At 35.8% G+C, this 20,347-nt stretch carries 23 protein-coding genes; 19 read left to right on the top strand and 4 right to left on the bottom strand.

What is annotated here, in order from left to right; genetic code table 11:
- Positions 1-8: 8 nt before the first annotated feature.
- From MHH98_RS20490 to MHH98_RS20475, 4 genes are all read left to right on the top strand, one after another.
- Positions 9-959, top strand: a complete 951-nt coding sequence (locus MHH98_RS20490; protein ID WP_038180627.1) for a sugar kinase — start codon at positions 9-11, stop codon at positions 957-959.
- 131 nt (positions 960-1,090) lie between these two features.
- Entirely contained in the window at positions 1,091-1,234 is a 144-nt protein-coding gene (locus tag MHH98_RS20485) for a hypothetical protein (RefSeq protein ID WP_155981162.1), read from the top strand.
- Positions 1,234-1,677 (top strand): zinc-binding dehydrogenase, encoded by a 444-nt coding sequence (locus tag MHH98_RS20480; RefSeq protein ID WP_340713450.1) that lies wholly within the window; start codon positions 1,234-1,236, stop codon positions 1,675-1,677. The genes MHH98_RS20485 and MHH98_RS20480 overlap by 1 nt, the downstream gene beginning before the upstream one ends.
- A gap of 11 nt (positions 1,678-1,688) precedes the next feature.
- Positions 1,689-2,318, top strand: coding sequence for a bifunctional 4-hydroxy-2-oxoglutarate aldolase/2-dehydro-3-deoxy-phosphogluconate aldolase (locus MHH98_RS20475; protein WP_038180624.1), 630 nt, complete (start codon positions 1,689-1,691; stop codon positions 2,316-2,318).
- Between the two features lie 36 nt (positions 2,319-2,354).
- Here the strand turns inward: MHH98_RS20475 and MHH98_RS20470 are convergent, their stop codons facing one another.
- On the bottom strand, positions 2,355-2,870 hold the full coding sequence (locus MHH98_RS20470) for a winged helix-turn-helix domain-containing protein (RefSeq protein ID WP_038180621.1): 516 nt from the start codon (positions 2,868-2,870) through the stop codon (positions 2,355-2,357).
- A gap of 35 nt (positions 2,871-2,905) precedes the next feature.
- Positions 2,906-3,238, bottom strand: coding sequence for a winged helix-turn-helix domain-containing protein (locus MHH98_RS20465; RefSeq protein ID WP_038180619.1), 333 nt, complete (start codon positions 3,236-3,238; stop codon positions 2,906-2,908).
- Positions 3,239-3,443: 205 nt separating this feature from the next.
- Here MHH98_RS20465 and MHH98_RS20460 point away from each other — a divergent pair, with 205 nt between their 5' ends.
- Both MHH98_RS20460 and bioB read left to right on the top strand, forming a co-directional pair.
- A complete protein-coding gene (locus tag MHH98_RS20460; protein ID WP_038180617.1) occupies positions 3,444-4,040 on the top strand; it encodes a biotin transporter BioY in 597 nt (198 codons plus the stop codon).
- Positions 4,037-5,038, top strand: a complete 1,002-nt coding sequence (gene bioB, locus MHH98_RS20455; RefSeq protein ID WP_038180616.1) for a biotin synthase BioB — start codon at positions 4,037-4,039, stop codon at positions 5,036-5,038. Before MHH98_RS20460 ends, bioB begins: the two co-directional genes overlap by 4 nt.
- Before the next feature lie 70 nt (positions 5,039-5,108).
- Here the strand turns inward: bioB and MHH98_RS20450 are convergent, their stop codons facing one another.
- Entirely contained in the window at positions 5,109-6,194 is a 1,086-nt protein-coding gene (locus tag MHH98_RS20450) for a metallophosphoesterase (protein ID WP_038180614.1), read from the bottom strand.
- Positions 6,195-6,558: 364 nt separating this feature from the next.
- Here MHH98_RS20450 and MHH98_RS20445 point away from each other — a divergent pair, with 364 nt between their 5' ends.
- From MHH98_RS20445 to MHH98_RS20385, 13 genes are all read left to right on the top strand, one after another.
- On the top strand, positions 6,559-7,518 hold the full coding sequence (locus tag MHH98_RS20445) for an ABC transporter substrate-binding protein (RefSeq protein ID WP_143691036.1): 960 nt from the start codon (positions 6,559-6,561) through the stop codon (positions 7,516-7,518).
- Positions 7,519-7,541: 23 nt separating this feature from the next.
- Entirely contained in the window at positions 7,542-8,549 is a 1,008-nt protein-coding gene (locus MHH98_RS20440; RefSeq protein ID WP_038180925.1) for a FecCD family ABC transporter permease, read from the top strand.
- 10 nt (positions 8,550-8,559) lie between these two features.
- Entirely contained in the window at positions 8,560-9,564 is a 1,005-nt protein-coding gene (locus tag MHH98_RS20435; protein WP_143691043.1) for a FecCD family ABC transporter permease, read from the top strand.
- Positions 9,565-9,579: 15 nt separating this feature from the next.
- The gene (locus MHH98_RS20430; protein ID WP_038180611.1) at positions 9,580-10,392 is read left to right on the top strand and encodes an ABC transporter ATP-binding protein; all 813 of its coding nucleotides are present in this window, start codon (positions 9,580-9,582) and stop codon (positions 10,390-10,392) included.
- The gene (locus MHH98_RS20425) at positions 10,392-11,195 is read left to right on the top strand and encodes an alpha/beta hydrolase (RefSeq protein WP_235175682.1); all 804 of its coding nucleotides are present in this window, start codon (positions 10,392-10,394) and stop codon (positions 11,193-11,195) included. Before MHH98_RS20430 ends, MHH98_RS20425 begins: the two co-directional genes overlap by 1 nt.
- A 126-nt stretch (positions 11,196-11,321) precedes the next feature.
- Positions 11,322-11,543, top strand: coding sequence for a YdbC family protein (locus tag MHH98_RS20420; protein ID WP_038180610.1), 222 nt, complete (start codon positions 11,322-11,324; stop codon positions 11,541-11,543).
- A gap of 199 nt (positions 11,544-11,742) precedes the next feature.
- Positions 11,743-12,762, top strand: coding sequence for a serine hydrolase domain-containing protein (locus MHH98_RS20415; RefSeq protein ID WP_076034227.1), 1,020 nt, complete (start codon positions 11,743-11,745; stop codon positions 12,760-12,762).
- A gap of 21 nt (positions 12,763-12,783) precedes the next feature.
- A complete protein-coding gene (locus MHH98_RS20410; RefSeq protein ID WP_340713449.1) occupies positions 12,784-14,070 on the top strand; it encodes an ABC transporter substrate-binding protein in 1,287 nt (428 codons plus the stop codon).
- Positions 14,071-14,140: 70 nt separating this feature from the next.
- Positions 14,141-15,085: a carbohydrate ABC transporter permease gene (locus MHH98_RS20405; RefSeq protein ID WP_076034228.1), complete on the top strand. Its 945-nt coding sequence runs from the start codon at positions 14,141-14,143 to the stop codon at positions 15,083-15,085.
- Between the two features lie 11 nt (positions 15,086-15,096).
- Positions 15,097-15,924 (top strand): carbohydrate ABC transporter permease, encoded by an 828-nt coding sequence (locus MHH98_RS20400; protein WP_340713448.1) that lies wholly within the window; start codon positions 15,097-15,099, stop codon positions 15,922-15,924.
- Complete coding sequence (locus MHH98_RS20395; RefSeq protein WP_340713447.1) at positions 15,911-16,927, top strand: N-acetylglucosamine kinase; 1,017 nt, start codon at positions 15,911-15,913, stop codon at positions 16,925-16,927. The genes MHH98_RS20400 and MHH98_RS20395 overlap by 14 nt, the downstream gene beginning before the upstream one ends.
- 6 nt (positions 16,928-16,933) lie before the next feature.
- Entirely contained in the window at positions 16,934-17,839 is a 906-nt protein-coding gene (gene murQ, locus MHH98_RS20390; RefSeq protein WP_038180598.1) for an N-acetylmuramic acid 6-phosphate etherase, read from the top strand.
- 60 nt (positions 17,840-17,899) lie between these two features.
- On the top strand, positions 17,900-18,781 hold the full coding sequence (locus tag MHH98_RS20385; protein WP_038180596.1) for a MurR/RpiR family transcriptional regulator: 882 nt from the start codon (positions 17,900-17,902) through the stop codon (positions 18,779-18,781).
- A 291-nt stretch (positions 18,782-19,072) separates the two neighbouring features.
- Here MHH98_RS20385 and MHH98_RS20380 read toward each other — a convergent pair whose 3' ends face one another.
- Positions 19,073-20,272, bottom strand: a complete 1,200-nt coding sequence (locus MHH98_RS20380) for a class I SAM-dependent rRNA methyltransferase (RefSeq protein ID WP_340713446.1) — start codon at positions 20,270-20,272, stop codon at positions 19,073-19,075.
- Positions 20,273-20,347: the final 75 nt, after the last annotated feature.

Below are 20,347 nucleotides of genomic sequence, written 5' to 3'. Positions count from 1 at the left end.
CGAATATATTGGATGTACTAACAATAGGTGACGCACTCATCACAATGAATCCTATGTCTAATGGGCCATTAAGATTTGTAAATTCCTTTGAAAGAAAAGTAGGAGGCGCAGAGCTTAATGTAGCTATTGGCTGTTCAAGATTAGGATTGAAATCAGGTTGGATTAGTCGTTTAGGACAGGATGAATTCGGCAGGCATATTTATTCATTTGCTCGAGGAGAAGGTATTGATGTTGAGCATGTGAAGCTAGTGGAAGGTTATCCAACGTCAGTATATTTTAAAGAAATTTTAAACGCCAATCGTATCAACTCATATTACTATAGAGGGAATTCTCCTACAGAAACATTTGAAACTACGGATATAGATGAAGAATACGTAAGGCAATTCAAAATTCTTCACATTAGTGGCGTATTTTCAGCCATTCATAAAAACAACCGAGAAATTATTTTAGCATTATTAAAAATAGCTAAAAAAAATAATGTTTATGTTACTCTTGATCCTAATATTCGCCTGAAGTTATGGAGTGCTGAAGAAGCTCGTAATACATTATGTTCTTATTTACCATATGTAGACATGATTATGATGGGTGAAGAAGAAGCAGAAATATTATTTTCGACAAGTAAAATGGATGAACTTACTCAACTTTTGCAAGAAACCTATAGCATCAAGAATTTTGTCTTAAAGCGCGGATCGAAAGGTGCAGTTGGTTACGAAGACGACCAAATCACTTCATCATCAGCCTTAGAAAATTTAGAAATTGTCGACGAAATTGGTGCAGGAGATGCCTTTGCATCTGGTTACATTTACGGAATTATTAACGGCTGGACAATGGAAAAACGATTAAGCTTTGCAAACTCTGTAGCAGCATTCGTATTAACAGTACCAGGAGATAATGAAGGTTTACCTTATATAGAGGATCTAGAAAAATTCCTAGGTTTAAAGAAAGATATACAAAGATAGTATAGACGCAAATCGAATAGGACAAAAAAATGCATGTAATATTTTTCATTAACTTAATTGTATATTGAAATAATACATGCATCTTTTATTTTAGTGGACTATTTAATCTTTCAAGAAGGGGTTGTTACTAATTGGTGTCTCAAAAAACTATTCAAATCAATATAGCTGATAATGTAGCCATTGCATTGGAAGATTTAGAAAAGGGCTATGTGATTAAATTACAAGATAGAAAAATCACTGATTTGCCAAGTTACAAGGTGCTACAACTTTCCTAATGGATTTAAGCGAAGAACGCCGTAACTATAGTAAAGACTGGACAGATGCAGATGCAGTATTTCAGCCAAGTGAGCAAGTATTAGATGAATTAAGAGAAAAAAATAATGGCCAATTGCCAACTATTGTTTTTGATGCTACTGGCAATAAGCATTCGATGATGAAAGCGTTTGAATATGCAGAGCATGGAAGAAAAGTAGTCTATGTTGGTTTAGTGAAAGGTACAATAAGCTTCTTCGATCCAGATTTTCATGCAAAAGAAATGACATTACTAGGAAGTAGAAATGCTACTTTAGAAGATTTCCAATATGTCATTGATTCTATGCAAAACGGATCGGTTAAAGGGGGCTATGTTACAAAGAAAATTACATTCGAGCAAACACCTGAATACTTCCAACAAGGTGATTTCCGAACAAATAAAGCACAAATCACTTTAGAGAGGTAAGGGGAATTCAAATGAATAAAGAACAAGCACTTTTACGTATGAAAGAAGCAGGTGTCATCCCTGTTATGCGCGGTATGGAAACAGCTACAGTTATTGATTTACTGCAAGCATTATATGAGGGTGGTTTAAAGGCAGTTGAAATTACAATCGAGGGCGACGAAGGTTTAGATTCTATTAAAGTTGCAAAGGAGCATTTCCAGGACAAACTATTTGTCGGTGCAGGCACAATTTTAAGTGGAGCAGATGCACAAGCTTCAATCGATGCAGGAGCAGATTTTATCGTTACACCAATCGTTGTGGCAGATGCTATTACAGTAGCAAAGGAAAATGACTGCTTTGTCGCAATTGGAGCATTCTCACCAACTGAAATTGCCACAGCGTATTCATTAGGCGCAGATATCGTAAAAGTATTCCCGGCAAACACACTTGGGGCTGATTATTTAAAAAATGTTAAAGGTCCACTTCCACAAATTCCGTTAATGCCAACTGGTGGTATCGATTTAAGTAATATTCAATCGTATTTCAAAAATGGCGCAATTTGCGTAGGTGTAGGCAGTGCAATTTATAAATTCAACACAGCAGCTGAAATTACAGCAGCAGCTCGTGAATATGTTCAAGCATTTGAATCTGCTAAAAACTAATAACATTTTTATAAAAAAGAGGTTGCTCATAGTCAATTAAATTGGCTTATGAGCAACCTCTTTTTGCATAGTAATATTATTTTGAGTTTTTTCGTAATAAACTTTGCCATCTTCTGAAATCTCCCAATAACCATACTGAGAATCTTTGCGGATAAAGTTTTTAATATTCAGCTGTTGACTAGCCCAACGAACATTGTTTTTCCATTGAGGCTCTTGACCATCACGTACTGTAATACGTGCTTCATCCTCAGTGATTTCGAACATCTCGCGCATTTCCTCATATGCATCATTAATTGCTACGGGTTCATTGCGATTGTATAAATAAGCTAGTAAATTTGGCTCTATGTCTGTAGAGGTAGGAAGGATAGGACGTTTGTTTTTAATCTCCAAAGACAAATCCTTAAACCCGTTTCTCTGTATCTCTTGCTCGATTAGGAACCGTATAGAATCTCCGATTTCAGATTGAGCACCGGCCCATTTCATAATGCCCTCATCACTTTTTCGTAATCGCAAAGTTAATGAGTTTCCGGCATGATATTGCTCCTTTGACATATGTTATCCCCCTGGAAGCCGATTATATCGATTTATTAATTGAATTTTTTTAGACGAGAATGGAGATAAACTTTTTTGCCTTTTTCGCTAATGCTCCAAAATCCTCGTTTTGCAGTACTCGTAGTATATTCCTTTTTCTTTAATTCAGTATGAGCATTTCTTACTTCATTTTCGAAAAGGCTTGCCCCGCTTTTTAGGGTTAGTTTTTGTTGTGCAATAGTCAGTTGAAAAACATTGGCCATGGCTTTATAAACATCTTGAATAGGTACCTGTCTTTCTTTTAAATAAAGAAATTCGAAAAGACGATTTGTAATAATTTTACGCTCCGGTAAGCTGACCTCTGGAGTTACAACGTTGACATTTGACATAATGTAAAGCCCCCTTAGTTAGTAGAAGCAATTTTAAGTAGCTGCTAATGTACCTATTGTAACACAATGAAGTACATTAGTCGACAATGCAATGCATTGTAATATGTTCTAGTGACTTGTGTTAACCATTGTAAATTTATAGGTTGACACAAATTGTTTTTTTTTTTACTATATTTATAAATACATAAACATACAGGGGTGTAAAATGACAACAAGTACAGTGAATTCTAAAAGTAAATGGAGAACAGTCGATTTAGTCTATTGTGCATTATTCGCAACACTTATGATGATTGGAGCGAATATTACTTCTTTCGCGCCGTTTATGGTAGTAGGTGGCGTACCGATTACATTGCAGCTATTCTTTGCTGTATTGGCTGGTCTTGTATTGGGAAGTCGACTAGGTGCCCTCTCAATTACGGTTTATATGTTAATCGGTTTAGCGGGTGCACCTGTTTTCGCACGTTTCGGTGGAGGCTTTGCCCAAATATTGAGTCCAACATTTGGTTTTATAGTTGCATTTATACTAGTTGCATTTATTGTCGGTAAAATTGTAGAAAATCATAGTTCGAAAAGAATGTACATCACAGCAGCGGTAGTAGGGGCAATCGTGAGCTATTTGATCGGTACTAACTGGATGTATGCTGCATATATGTTATGGTTTAGCGCACCTGAAGGTTTCACCTATAAAATGGCATGGCTTTGGATGATGCCACCATTACCGAAAGATTTAATATTAGCCGTATTTGCAGGCATATTTGGTCATCGATTACAAAAAGTGTTGAAGGTGAGGCAATCACGATGAATTATGAAGTGTTAGCACAGAAGGTCCTAGATGGATATCAACTGACAGATACCGAAGCATTCGCAATATTGAAAAGTCCAGATGAAGATTTATTACCTTTATTACACTCAGCTTATAAAATTCGCAATCATTATTATGGTAATAAAGTGAAATTAAATATGATTATTAATACGAAATCAGGTTTATGCCCAGAAAATTGCGGATACTGCTCACAGTCCATTATTTCAAAAGCACCGATTGAAAAATATGCGATGATGAAACAAGATGAAATCGTTGCAGGAGCAGAACGAGCAGCATCACTAAATGTAGGGACATATTGTATCGTTGCGAGCGGGCGTGGTCCTGTTAATAGAGAAATTGATATTGTCGTAGATTCTGTAAAGGCTATAAAAGAAAAACATAATGATATGACCATCTGTGCGTGCTTAGGTATTCTAAAACCGGAACAAGCCCAGAAGTTAAAGGAAGCGGGCGTTGATCGTTATAATCACAATATAAATACGTCTGCTAACCATCACGAGAACATTACGACATCACATACATATGATGATCGTGTAAGAACTGTTGAACTAGCTAAAGAAGCGGGTATTTCACCTTGCTCAGGTGTTATCGTCGGTATGAGAGAGACACAACAAGATGTGATTGCAATGGCACGTAGCCTACATGCCTTGGATGCAGATTCTATTCCAGTAAACTTTTTAAATGCAGTAGATGGTACACCGCTAGAGGGTACACATGATCTCAACCCTCGTTATTGTCTAAAGGTATTATGCCTATTCCGTTTCATCAATCCAACTAAAGAAATTCGAGTATCTGGGGGCCGTGAAGTGAATCTGGGTACACTTCAACCACTCAGCTTATACCCGGCAAACTCTATTTTCCTAGGTGATTACTTAACAACGGAAGGACAAGCAGGAGAAAAAGATCGCCAAATGCTTGAAGATTTAGGGTTTGAAGTGGATTTGGAGCCTTTACAACGTGAATTAAAAGTTAATTAAAAAATACCCTGTCGTAGATTATTACGACAGGGTATTTGTGTTTAATGTTTTTCTATAACATGAATTTATCTTAAAATACACATGCTTTAGGGATCCAACCAATCTCACCAATTGAATTTTTAATCAGGATATACCCATCTGTAGAATCATTTATCAGCCATACTTTTTCTGATTCTTGTACTGAAAGAAATGTTGTACTAATCCCTCGGGTACATGTTGCTTTTCCATCAACAATTTGTAAATATTCGTTTTTGATCCATTGTTGTTGCTGGAGATTGATATTTTCACAAAGCGTGAAATATTGTTCTTGTTGAATGATTTGCATTTCATAATATGGATAAGTAACGGTCCCTACTCGGCTTGTTGTGTCGAAATGGTCTTTTTTGATAATGACTTCATTTGTTAAATCGTCAACATAACATGATGTATATTGATTATCTTGAATGATTAAAGCATTTAATTGACCGTCTTCTTTGATTCGATTTCCTCCATCTATCGCCGTTATTTTCTTATCCCAATCGATTAATGGGAGATGTGAAGTTGTATGATTAAATCTATAATTTACCACTGGCCAATGTCCAACAATCACCATCTTGTCGGCTTGATGATTTTTTTCATAAAATGCATCTGCTTGCAAAGCAAATGTCTCCTGTGTTTGTTGCCAATCCTCTTTATTTTCAATTCCTGCATGAATAACTATGAATTCCTCTGTTTCGATTGCATGAGGTAATTGTTCAAGCCAAGTTAATATATCTTCAAAATGTTGACGATAATATTGCGTTAGTTGCTCTAAATTTCCAAAATCATTCAAGGATTTATGATAGACAGCTAGCATGTCGTTTAAAATGGAATTCTTTCTTTTTTCAATATAAGAGAGAATACCCTGGTCACCATTTTCTACATAGCGAAACAATACATCACAATTGCCTTTAGTGACATACACATTACTAGAGTGATTACATAGTGTTCTAATGTATTCTACGACTTCTAAACTATTCTCACCTTTCTCACACATATCACCATTAATAATTAAATAATCATTTGTTGTGTAAGTAACTTTATGAAGCAATTTTTTAAATAAATCCAAGCTTGCATGAATATCTGAAACAATAATGACTCGCTTTTCTTTTTCTACATGAACCTTCTCTACTCTCATATTTGTTGATCCCTCTTTTATGTAAAAGTAATAACAATTCCTAATAATTCAATAACATAAGATGAAAATCCTGCTTTAATAGAAACAAATTTTTCCATTACTATACAAAATAATGCAGAAATGTAGATTCGGCCTTTAGAATCTGTTAGTGAGGGATTCTATGATATAGGGCATTTAACATAACAATGTTCAATAATTTGAGCGTGTTAAACGAAATTTAATAGAACTTATAATGGGTGTTGACACTTTGTATATTAAGGGTTATATTGGTAAAAGTTATTGATATTGATAATCATTATCAGTTGTTTAACGGTAAATAAGTAGGCCTGCTTATATTAACTAATACATAAAGGAGATTTAACAGATGAAAATGAATAGATTTTGGATATTTGGATTAGCGGTATTTTTAGTAGCTTGTGGAGGGAATGAAACAACTCCAAAAAAAGAGGACAATAAAGCTGTAGAAACCGAAGAAACAGCTTCAAAAGAACAAACAATCACATATCTAGATAAATCATATACTTTACCATCTAAAGTAAATAATATTATCGCTGCAAGTTTAGAATCTATGGAAGACGCAGCAATGCTTAATGTGAAACCACTAGGAGCTGTAACAACTGCTGGTAAACTCCCAGAATACCTTGCTAGTGATTTGGAAGGTGCAACTTCTATAGGAGAAAAAATGCAACCGAACTATGAAACTATTTTAAAATTAAAGCCAGATGTTATTTTAGGTTCATCAAAATATCCGGATGAAGTGGTTGAGCAATTAAATAAAATTGGAACGATGATCCCGGTATCACATATTTCTACGGATTGGGAAGATAATCTACTTTTAATGGGTAAGTTGACAGGTAAAGAATCTGAAGCGGAAAAAATTATTAGTGATTACAAAACAGAAGCAGAAGCTGCAAAAACTAAGGTAGCTGAAAAAGTGAAAGACAAAAGTGTTTTTGTAATACGTATCCGTGCTAATAGCATGTTCGTTTATCCAGCTAGTGTGTATTTAAATCCCGTTATATATGAAGATTTGGGAATAAAAGTTCCTGAATTAATTACTAAAACTGCTGCTCAAGAAGAAATCTCAATTGAAACTTTGGCAGATGTAAATCCAGATATTATTTTCTTGCAATTCGAGGAAAGCGAGAATGATAAGAAAACTGCTGCACTAGATGATGTATTAAAAAATCCTATCTTCAAGAGCATTAACGCTGCTAAAAACGACAAAGTATTTGTGAACGTAGTAGAACCTATGGCTCAAGGTGGTACAGCTTGGAGTAAAGAAAAATTCTTAAATGCAGCTGTTGAAAACCTTTCGAAATAATGTGTGAACCTATGATAAATAAAATGATGAAACCTAAATTTGTGCCAATCCTAATTATTGGTGCCGCACCTCTCTTCATCATATTTACAATTGCGTTATCGATCTTATACGGTACAAAGGATATTGATGTTACTACAATTTGGTTGGCGATTACACAATTTGATTCGGGAAATGTTGATCATAATATTATCATGCAATCTCGTTTGCCACGTGTTTTGGCTGCTCTGCTAGTAGGAGCATTTCTAGCAATATCAGGAGCTATTATGCAGGGGATGACAAGAAACTATCTTGCTTCCCCTTCTATTATGGGAGTAACCGATGGTTCAGCATTTGTGATCACGATTTGTATGATTTTTTACCCTGGAATGTCTAACTTTAATCTAATCATTTTCTCTATGATTGGCTCTGCTTTTGGAGCGGGGATTGTATTTGGTTTTGGTTCATTAATGAGAAATGGCCTATCTCCTGTAAGATTAGCCATTATTGGCACAGTTATTGGAACTTTTTTAAGCAGTATATCAGCAGCACTTTCTACATACTTTCAAATTTCACAAGATATGAGTTTTTGGTATAACGCTAAAATTCATAAGGTTGATCCTGAAGTTCTTTTACTTGCTTTACCATTTGGTTTAGTTGGTCTTTTACTTGCTTTATACATTGCTAAATCAATTACTATTTTATCAATTGGCGAGGATATTTCGATAAGTCTTGGTCAACGTACAAAATGGGTTAAGGCTATTAGTATATTAATAGTCGTTTGTTTAACCGGTACTGCTGTGGCTCTTGTTGGGAAAATCGGTTTCGTAGGATTAATTATTCCTCACATTACGAGATTTCTTGTAGGAGTCGATTACCGATTTGTCATCCCATGTTCAGCGATTATTGGTGGGGTCTTTTTAGCATTATGTGACGTTGGTAGTCGATTTATTAACTTTCCGTTTGAAACGCCAGTTGGTGTAGTTACATCGTTAATTGGTGTACCTTTCTTCCTCTATTTAATTCGTACGAGAGGGGGAGAACGACGTGCATAAACAACATTTTATGATGAAAATTACAGCCGCTTTTTTGCTTATTTTTATAGCTATGTACATTCATATCACCAATGGCACTTTCGATATGTCGATTAAAGATGTCGTCACAACGCTGTTACGAATTAATCCAAATGAAGATTTTGATCTAGTTATCTTTCAATTCCGGCTTCCGCGAATTGTTATTGCGGCTCTTGTAGGTCTAGGGCTAGGTATAGCGGGTACGGTTATTCAAGGAATCACAAGAAATGGCTTAGCTGATCCAGGAATATTAGGTATCAACGCTGGTGCAGGTACTTCTATTGTAGTATTCATGTTTCTTTTTCAGATGCAGTTAGTTGCATCTGGTAGCTCTAACTGGATTTCGATATTAATAATGCCTTTATTTGGATTTATAGGTGGATTAGCTGCTGCAATTATTATATATAGCTTTTCCTGGCGTAATGGCAAACTAGATACGCAGCGCCTGATTTTAACAGGTATTGCCATTAGTTCAGGATTTGGTGCGCTTTCAATGTTTATTTCTCTTAAAATGCGTGAAAGTGACTTTGAGATGGCGACTGTTTGGATGACTGGAAGTATCTATAATGCAAACTGGATTTTCATCGTTGCCATGTTACCTTGGCTTTTGATTTTGATACCTATAATCTACAGAAAAGCATATTTATTAGATTATTTACAACTTGAAGAGGCAAGCGTTAAAAGTCTTGGAATTGAAATTGAAAAAGAGAAATCGATACTGCTTTTATGTAGCATCGGTGTGATAAGTGCATGTGTAGCAGTATCAGGTAGTATATCCTTCATTGGATTAATGGCTCCTCATATCGCAAGACAACTTGTAGGTATACAACATCGGTATGTCATTCCTATGAGTGGTGTAGTAGGAATGCTATTAGTCATCTTCTCTGATTATGTTGCAAAAACAGTATTCGCCCCTGCGGAAATTCCCGTAGGCATCATAGTAGCAATTTTAGGTGTACCTTATTTTCTATATTTATTAGTTAAATCAAAAGCGTAAAAGGAGAACCGATAAATGGTGACTAGTGTTATTAGAGCGAAACAATTGACGGCAGGATATGAAAAAGTCACAGTTTTTTCAGATTTGAATACGACAATTAAAGAAGGAAAAATAACAACAATTATCGGTCCAAATGGATGTGGTAAATCAACCTTATTAAAAACAATTGGACGAATCCTAAAACAACAAAGTGGTAATGTATTTTTGCAGGAACAAGACATGAAGACAATTTCGACGAAGGAGATTGCAAAGCAACTGGCACTCTTATCTCAAAATCCCGAAGCACCTTTACAATTAAAAGTAGAGGAGCTTATTTCTTACGGTCGCTTCCCGCATCGGAAAAATGTAGGTACTTTATCAAATAAAGATATTGAAGTGATTGAATGGGCTATGGATATAACGAAAACGACTGCTTTTCGTGATCGAGAAATCGCTCAACTTTCAGGTGGTCAACGTCAAAAAGTATGGCTAGCAATGGCTCTTGCACAAGAGACAAGTATTTTACTGTTGGATGAACCGACGACTTATTTAGATCTTGCTCACCAACTTGAAGTACTGAAGATTGTAGAGCGTCTAAATAGAGAGCATCATTGCACAATAATAATGGTATTACATGATATCAATCATGCTGCACGTTTTTCGCATGAAATCATTGCAATGAAAGAAGGAGAAATTATTACTGTCGGTACACCTAATGAAATTTTAGAAAAAGGAACTCTAAAGCAAGTGTTCAATATCGATGCACGCATAATGATTGACCCAGATAATGGGGCACCAGTGTGTTTTGGATATGATACTTTCCTAGAGCAGGAATCGGGGGAAAAGTAGTGAAAGCAATAAATAAAGTCACTCAAGACAATACAGAACAATGGCTATACTATTCTGATGAAATGGATTATTCATATGATATAAAAGTATCATTACCTAGTTCACCCCCACCTGTAGATGGCTATCCTGTTATTTATATATTAGATGGAAATTCATACTTTCAATTTGCTCAAGGCATCGTAAGTTTGCAATCTAGAAATGCACCGAAAACATTGGTGAATGAGGCGATTATTGTAGGTATTGGGCATCAAGGTGAGGGAAAGGATGCTTCCAAACGAAGATTCTATGATTTTACTGCACCTGCAAATAAGTATGTTTATCCAGATCGGCTAAAGGGTTTTGATGTTGGTGTCCACGGAGGAGCACAGAAATTTCTTGATTTTATTGAGTTAGAGTTAAAACCGAAAATAGAAAGACGCTATTCTATTAATAAGGGAAAACAAGCTCTGTTCGGACATTCTCTCAGCGGCCTTTTTACATTATGGACACTTTTCACAAAACCAAAAGCCTTTCAAACTTATCTAGCTTTAAGTCCATCAATCTGGTGGAATGATCATGAAATTTTAACATACATGGATGGATTTCTGAGACAATCGGAAGCGTATGGGAAGAAGAACCTTTACATTGCAGTAGGTGAATGTGAGGGCTTTATGGTTGACGATGCAAAACAAGTGTTCAGCCGATTAAGTGCAGATCAACAAAAGTATGTGGAATGTGAATTTTACTGTGCTCCAGAAGAAAATCATGCATCTGTCGTGCCTACAGTCATGAGTAGAGCAATTCGCTTTGCAAATAAGAAATAGAAAGTTCTGATATAATGGATTATTACGAGGCTGATGGTGCTTAGGGAAAATAGTACTGTAACATCATACATTTAAGCTAGTTAGCCCAAATGATGAAGTTATTAAAGAACAAAGGAGTAAGAGTAAATGGCAGAACTAAAATACGAAATCGTAGAAAACATTGCAGTACTTTCTGAAGGTGCTAAAGGTTGGCAGAAAGAATTAAATTTAATCAGTTGGAATGATCGTGCCCCTAAGTATGATCTAAGAGATTGGTCTGAGGATCATACGAAGATGGGTAAGGGCGTAACGTTAAGTTCGGAAGAGGTTCAGGAATTGAAAAAGGCGTTGCAAGAATTGACATTATAATCAAGTGCAGTTTTTTGTAAAAATTGACTAAGTTATTCAATAGAACACATAGAAAAAGAGTTATCCGCTAATATGACGGATAGCTCTTTTTTTATGTGTATATGGTTTAAAAAAAAATTTCAGAAATCCGCTTATTTTTTGTTATTTAATTTCATATCGTAATAACATGGAAAATCTAAAAAATAACAAGGGTGTTGTCATGATAGACGAGTATATCAAACAAATAATTCAAAAAAAATTGCTACCGGGTGTAGTTATTAGTGTGCAACAGGATTCGAGGCATTTAATAACCAAGAGCTACGGGCATTTCAAAGGACAGGATTTGCAATTGCATGCAATCACAGAAAATACCCTTTTTGATTTGGCTTCTTTAACAAAGGTCGTCGCTACATTACCAGCTACCTTATATTTACTAAGTAGAAATGAACTTCAACTTGATAGAAGTGTGTCGGAAATTATACCAGCATTTCGTTTTCCAAAGGTGACGATTCGACATTTGTTACAGCATAGATCAGGATTACCAGCAGGGTTAGTACCAAAAGTAGAGAGACATCATAACAGGGATATAATGAGTGAAATATTAGCATGTAATTTAGTCTATAATCCAGGTCGGTTTGTCGCTTATAGTGATCTAGGGATGATCTTATTAGGCAAGATAGTAGAAAAAGTGACAGGGGAATTGTTAGATCAATTTGTGAAACGACATTTTTTTAATCCGTGGAATATGCATAATACACAATTTTTATTGCCGAATAACCAAAAGTATAAGGTGGCTTCTACTGAACTAGTTAAAGGACAATATGTCCAAGGAGATGTACATGATGAGAAAGCGCTTTTATTAGGCGGTGTATCTGGTAGTGCGGGCTTATTTTCAAGTGCAAAGGATTTACTCTTGTTTTCAGAGTATTGGTTAGGTATTAGACAACAGTCGGTTATTCCATTCAATTGGATGGAGTCAGCATATATGAATACGTTTTTAGGAAGGGGTCTTGGGTTTGAAGTGCTGACTGGTGAAGAACCATCAGTATCCTTTGGAAAGAAGGTGAGCGTAGGAGCTTTTGGACATACAGGATTTACAGGAACTAGTATTTGCATGGATCCTGTAAAAAAATCTTCTATCATATTATTAACTAATGCCGTGCATTTTGGAAGAAACAATTCGATTCGAGAAATCAGAAGGCAGATTCACGACCTGGTGTATGAGGAATTGCTTAACTAATTTTGGGGTGGAGGAACAGACATGAAGGTATTGAATAGGTGGTTCTTTTTGTTTGTACTTTTGTTGACAATCGTATTAGCTGGCTGTGGCTCAAAAGACAAATCTGATGACACGAGCAAGGGAGATAAAGAATCCGAATCTTCAAAGGAAGTGTCACTGACAATTGGTAGCTGGCGTACAGAAGATGTAGCAAAATATGAAAAAGTAATCGCATTATTCAACGAGGAACATCCAGATATTAAAGTCACTTTCAGTCCTACAAAAAACACAGAATATAATACGGTATTAAACACAGCATTACAAGCGGGAGAAGGTCCGGATATTATTCATTTACGTCCATATGCTGCTGGTTTAAAACTAGCAGAATCAGGATTCATAGAAAAAATTAACGATTTAAATGGAATGAATGTATTCTCGGAAGAAGCGCTACAAGCTTCTCGAGATGCAGAAGGAAATCAGTATGGGGTACCAATTAATTTGAGTTCTACTCAATTCTTCTATAATAAGAAGATTTTCAAAGAGCAAGGTTTAGATGTTCCAAATACATGGGATGAATTCATTCAATTAAATGACAAACTTCTAGCAAAAGGTATCACACCTATTGCGATGGGTACAAAGGAAAGTTGGCTATTATCTTTGCTCCACGGCATTGTGGGGCCAGGTGTTTATGAGGGTAATGATTTCTACAAGTCAGTTTTAGCTGGTGAAAAAGATTTCACAGATGCAAAGTTTAAAGAATCTATTCAAGTGATGAATGATTTGAAGAAATACTTTCCTAAAAACTCAGAGGGTCTAGGAATGGATGATATTCGAACTGAGTTTGCATTAGAAAAAGCAGCCATGTTCCCATTAGGTAGTTGGGAAATCCCCGTTGTTTCGGAAATGAATCCAGATTTAGATTTTGGCTTTTTCCCCATGCCATCTAAAGCAGGCAATAAAACTGTTACAACATGGGTTGATGGCTCATTTGCTATGAATGCCAACTCAAAAAATAAAGAGGCAGCAAAGGTGTTTTTAGAATTTTTAACTACAAAAGAATTTGGTGAACTATTTGTAAAAGAGTTCTCAATGATTAGTGCAATGCCTGGCATTTCTTCTGATCAGGCACTATTAAGTGATCTTAGTAAAGCAGTAGTATCTAACGCGACACCTTATATGTGGGTTACTAATTTTACAGGTGGAGACCCAACAACGAAAACAGTACTTGAAACTGAACTACAAGGAATGTATTTAGGTGATGTGAAAGTTGATGGTGTAGCAAAAAAAGTGCAAGAAAATGCAAAAACATGGTTTAAGCCGTTTCAATAAATAATAATTGCCCTCACTGAAAAGAGGTGAGGGCCTATTGTTTCAATTTACATAAAGGAGGCTATGGTATATGACAAATGGGACAGCTCCATCGATAAAAAAGAAACGGAGTTGGTCAAAGTGGACAATTCACTTATTTCCTATACCGGCATTAATCATTTATGGAATGTTCGTGTTATATCCAATAATGGCTGCCCTATCCTATAGTTTTTTTGAATTTAATGGAATGAGCAGAGGCAATTTTGTAGGGCTTCAAAACTTCGTTACGCTTTTTACAAAAGAGCCTTATGGGTCTATGTTTTGGAATGCTTTTAAGCATAATGGAATTTATTTTATTATACAGATGGTTGTGATGAATGGTCTGGCTTTCTTTTTAGCCTTTATCATCTATAAAAGAATCAGAGGTTCAGAGTTTTTCAAAGCTGCTTTCTTTTTACCAAGGGTACTCTCTGTTATTGTAGTCGGCTTTTTATGGAAACTCATCTTAAATCCAAACTATGGTACAGTGAATGTTTTACTTGAAAAGCTAGGCCTAGAAAGTTTGCAAAGAGCATGGTTAGGTGATCCGGATACAGCTCTTATTGTTATTATTCTAGTGAATTGTTGGTTTGGTATTGGATTTGGTGTTCTTATTTTTTTGGCCGGTTTTCAAGGGATTTCAAGTGAACTTATTGAAGCAGCCAGATTAGATGGAGCAAAGGGCTTTAAAATGTTGTCTAGAATCTATTTACCATTAATGATTCCCTCCATTATGATTATGGGCGTATTGACGTTCATTCAATCGTTTGAAGCTTTCGAACTTATTTATGCTATGCAGGGATCGATGGGCGAACCCTATTATTCTACAGATACATTAGCAGTGTTTTTCTATAGGTTAGCATTTGGCAGTTCAACTGCTGCGGGATCTACTTCTATAGGATTAGGCTCGGCTTTAGCGACATGCTTATTCTGCTTTATTTTAATATGTACTTCGGTTTTCTTACGAGTGATGAATAAAAAAGATGTTGAGATGTGAGAGGTGAAGGTATGAAGCAAGGTACTATTTGGACTAAACCTTTCTATTATATTGTTGTTTTTGTTGCAGCGACAATTAGTTTGTATCCGATTTTGTTAATGATTCTTTCTTCATTCAAAACGAGTGCAGAAATTTTTAAAAACCCTTTAGGTCTGCCGACAAGTATTAGCTTAGATACTTATCGGACGTTATTATCAAAAGTTCCTTTTACTACTTACTTTATGAATAGTGGCATAGTAAGCGTTGTGTCAGTATCTTTAATTATTATTGTGTGTTCTTTAGCAGCTTTTTATATTGCTCGTTTTAAATTTTCGTGGACTAATGCCATTTTCTTTATTTTTTTATTAGGAATGATGATACCGATTAAGTTAGGGATTGTACCATTATTTATTTTGATGAGAGATTTAGGATTAATTAATTCACTTTGGTCATTAATTTTTATGAATGTTGCAACAGGGATCCCGTTAACGATGCTTATTTTGACAGGCTTTTTCCGTACAATGCCTGTTGAATTAGAGGAAGCAGCTCGAATGGATGGTGCAGGAAATATACGCATACTCTGGCATGTGCTCTTACCAATTATGCGACCTGCTTTAGGAACTGTAGTTATTATTAATTTTATATCTGCATGGAATGATTTTTTCTTCCCATTAATTTTTATTACGGAAAAGGCGAAAATGACGATCCCTGTAGGAATGATGTCATTATTTGGTGAACATTCCGCAGATTGGGGTTCGCTATTCGCAGGCTTAACTTTAGCTTCATTACCAATGATTTTACTATTTTTCATCGCTTCAAAGCAGTTTATGGAAGGACTGACGGCAGGTGCAGTTAAATAAACGATATTTTATTGGAATAGATGGTGGCGGAACTAAAACTCAAGCGGTGATTGGCAATAGCGATGGAGAGATTCTAGCTCTTGTAACTGGTGAAGGCTCGAATATAAAAGCCACTCTAAAGGAAAAAGTTAAAATCCAATTAGTCCATTTATTAGATAAGTTGTTAGTAAAGTCCGCTATTCAAAAAGCGGAGGTCAAGGCTGTATTTGTATGTGCAGCTGGTGGTGATCGTGAGGAAGATTTAGTCTGCTGGAATGAATGGATACAAGAGTATTTTCAATCGTATCATTGTACAATTCGAGTTACTAATGATGCAGTAGCAGCCTTGGTAAGTGGCACATTTAAATTGGATGGATTGGTTTTAATAGCTGGTACCGGTTCTATTGCTTATTTAGTACAAGAAGATGGTCGCAAAATTAGTCGAGCAGGTGGATGGGGCTATTTATTTGGCGATGAAGGTAGTGGTTATTATATTGGGACACAGGCATTAAGTCATATCTCACAACTATACGATTTACAAGAGCAGCTTGATGAATTTACGGAAGAAGTTCTCAAATATCTTCAACTGAATAATACCGTAGGCATCATCACGAAAGTTTATGAACAGGAGCAACCACGTTTGATCGTGTCATCTATTGCGATGATTGTTTTGAAATTAGCAGAGCGAGGTAACGATGTAGCGTGTCGAATTGTATTTGATGCGGTGGCTCAACTAGTGCACCTATTGGAAATTATATATTCAAGAGAGGAAAGTGCAAAGTCATTACCAATAGTTGTATGTGGTGGCTTATTTGAAAATGAGTATTTCTTAAGTCAATTTGAGCATTCTCTAAGCTTAGTCTTAAGTGACAATGAATTGATTAAACCATCTGTATCACCAGTAGTTGGTGCATTTACTTTAGCACTACTTGAAATGTACATTCCAATCACAAAGAAAATGAAAGTTGATCTGTTACAGACATGGATGAAAGTTGATCTTGAAAATAAGATTAGGAGGAATTGAAAATCTATGGAGCGAGAGCTAAAACTGAAAACAGAAGCGCATCATAGGGAAACAACCAATTTAGATTTAATGTCTGTAGCTGAAATTATAAAATTAATGAATCAGGATGACCTCAAAATTCCACTAGCTATTGAAAAGGTACTACCAAAAATAGAAAAAACGATTAAGGTAGTATATCATTCGCTTGAGACAGGGGGAAGATTATTCTATGTAGGTGCTGGAACAAGCGGGAGAATTGGTTTGTTAGACGCAGTGGAATGTCCTCCTACATTTAGTACATCACCAGAAGTAGTACAGGCAATATTAGCAGGTGGAATCGATGCAGTTGTCTTAGCCATTGAAGGAGCGGAAGATGATGAACAATGGGGTCAATCGAGCCTAAAAGAACATGGTTTAACAGAACATGATGTGGTGATCGGTATTGCGGCAAGCGGAAGTACCCCTTTCGTAAAAGGGGCTTTAGTTTATGCTCGTTCTGTCGGAGCTAAAACAATGAGTTTAACAAGTAATCCAAACTCAATTATTAGCGAATGTGCTGATATTGCGCTTGAGGTAGATACAGGTCCAGAAATCTTAACAGGGTCTACACGATTAAAGGCAGCTACAGCACATAAAATGGTATTAAACATGATCTCTACAGCTACTATGGTTCAATTAGGTAAAGTCTATAAAAATCTAATGGTTGATGTACATGCTAGTAATAATAAATTAAAAGAACGTGCAAAAAGAATTGTTTGTGAGGCAACAGAAGTTACTTACGAACAAGCAGAGCAGGTATTAGCTAAAACAGGTTATGAAGTGAAACCAGCGATAGTTATGCTTTTAACACAGTCAACTTTGGATGAGTCAAAACAACTTTTAGCAAATTCAAAAGGTCACGTTCGTGCAGCAATACAACTGAAGAATCTCTAATTAAGAGAGAATATAGTAATATTGCTTCAATATTAAATAAGGAAGCAGGGGGTTATAAGTATAGAAAAGATGAATTCGGGATTGCTAATACTTTCCGAAATGGAAGCTAGCTTGCCACCTTCTGAGAGGAAAATTGCTCAATATATTTTAAAACATCCTGCTGAAGCAATTAAAATGACAGCAATCGATATTGGCAAACATAGTCATACAAGTAGTGCGGCTGTCATTCGCCTTTGTAAATCATTGAATTTAAGTGGCATACAAGAATTGAAGCTTAGAATTGCTGGAGATTTACAAAGCGAGAAGGTTGATGTACGTGATATCGAACCGAATGAGCCGTTAGAGTTAACTATTGATAAGATTACAAATCATAGTATGCAAATTTTACGTGAAACTGCAGATTTAATCGATCAAAAAGCGCTTATGCATGCTGTGGATGCAATATTAAATGCTAAGAGAATTTTCTTCTTTGGTGTTGGTGCATCAGCAATAGCTGCAATGGATGCGTATCAAAAATTTGTGCGTATTAATAAATACTGTATGTATTTCACGGATACACATTTAGGCGGCACCGCCGTTGTAAACGCGGAAGAGGGAGATGTAATTGTTGGCATTTCATTTTCAGGAGAAACACATGAGGTAGCTAAGGTGTTAGAGATAGCAAATGGTGTAAATGCTACAACAATTAGTCTTACCAGATACGGGAATTCACTTGTTGCCAGCTTAGCAGACATTTGTTTATATACTTCACCTAAATTAGAAGCTACTTTTAGAAGCGGTGCAACTTCTTCGCGATTAGCACAGCTACATGTGTTAGATATATTATTTATGTGCGTGGCAACTAGTACATATGAAGAGACAATAGAGTATTTGGATAAAACGAGAACAGTAATTAAAACATTACATGAAAAAGTTGGGAAACGGAGAATCAACTATTCTTAAAAAGAAGTATCAGTTCTTTATTTAGGCCAGATATTTCTTTTTTGGGGTTTGTTCTTAGGATTCAAATTCTTGCAATAGTAATTTTTTATGAGCAAAGCTGAAAATATTTGCAAAATTAAAGCATTAATCTAGTAATTGTTTATACAGATAACTATGGAAACTAACTACTATTACAGCAAATCAATAAAAGTGATAAGGATTCGGTTGTTTTATTGAAATGGTACTTAGTATAGATTAGTGATTAACCTAAAATATAAAAACCGCGACCATTTCTGGTTGCGGTTTAATCTCTTATTTATTCAGCTTTTTAATGAACACAACTTTTAAATAGTTGAACTCAGGGAAGTCGCGGTTTGCGCGGAAATCTTTTGGTAGTGAAGATTGTTCAACTATTTTATAGCGAGTGTTTGAATCTTTAAACGCCTTATCAATGAACGTCTTGAACTTTTTCATACCGAAGCTTGCATTGTTTGTAGAAGCAACAATAATACCGTTTTTTTCCGTAATAGAAATTGCGTCCATTAGCAATTTCGGATAGTCTTTTGCAGTACTAAATGTCATTTTTTTCGAACGTGCAAAGCTAGGAGGATCAAGTACAACTAAATCATATTTCATGTTGTGACGAACGGCATATTTGAAGTAATCAAATACATCCATTACTTTAATATTTTGCGCTTCATAATCGATACCATTGACACTAAATTGTTCAATCGTTTTTGCTAAGCTACGTTTTGCAAGATCAACACTCGTTGTTTCTTTTGCGCCGCCAAGAGCAGCAGCAACTGAAAATGCACCAGTGTAAGAGAAAGTATTCAGCATATTCGTATCTTCTGCATAATAATCACGAATTGTACGACGTACATCGCGTTGGTCAAGGAAAATCCCAGTCATTGCACCATCATTTAGGTTCACTGCAAAATTCATACCATTCTCTTTAATAATGATAGGGAAATCTCCAGGTTCACCCATTACGAAATCATCTTGCTCGATATATTGTCCCTTCGTATCAAAACGTTTTTTCTCATAAATAGCTTTGAACTCAACTAACTCAGCAAGTGCATCATAGATATATTGTTTGAAGCTATATATTCCATCACTATACCAACTAACCATGTAATAACCATCAAAATAATCGATTGTTAGACCGCCAATGCCGTCCCCTTCGCCGTTAAATACACGGAATGCTGTTGTTTGGCTATCCTCGAAAAAGTCAGCACGGTGATCTAGTGCATTTTTCAATTTAGTCTTGAAAAATGCCCCATCAATCTCTTCATGTTCTTTTGTCGTTAGGACCCAACCAATTCCTTTATTTTGATTACCATAATATCCAGTTGCTAAATAGCGATTAGCGCGGTCTACAAGACGAATAAGTTCGCCTTCTTCACGTAGCATATCTGTATTAACTACAGCCTCTTTTAAAATTAATGGATAGCCTCTTTTTAAATCTGCAAGAAAGCTTTGATCCACTCTAAGTGTTATCATTTTTGTCATCATGTCATCCTTAATATTCGTTTTCCTCATTATCGCATTTTTCGCCATAAAATGCGATAATGAGGAAGTTTAAGG

The sequence above is a fragment of the Viridibacillus sp. FSL H8-0110 genome (assembly GCF_038003565.1).
In the GTDB taxonomy this organism is placed as follows: Bacteria; Bacillota; Bacilli; order Bacillales_A; family Planococcaceae; genus Viridibacillus; species Viridibacillus arenosi.
This window is presented reverse-complemented; position numbering and strand designations above follow the sequence as displayed.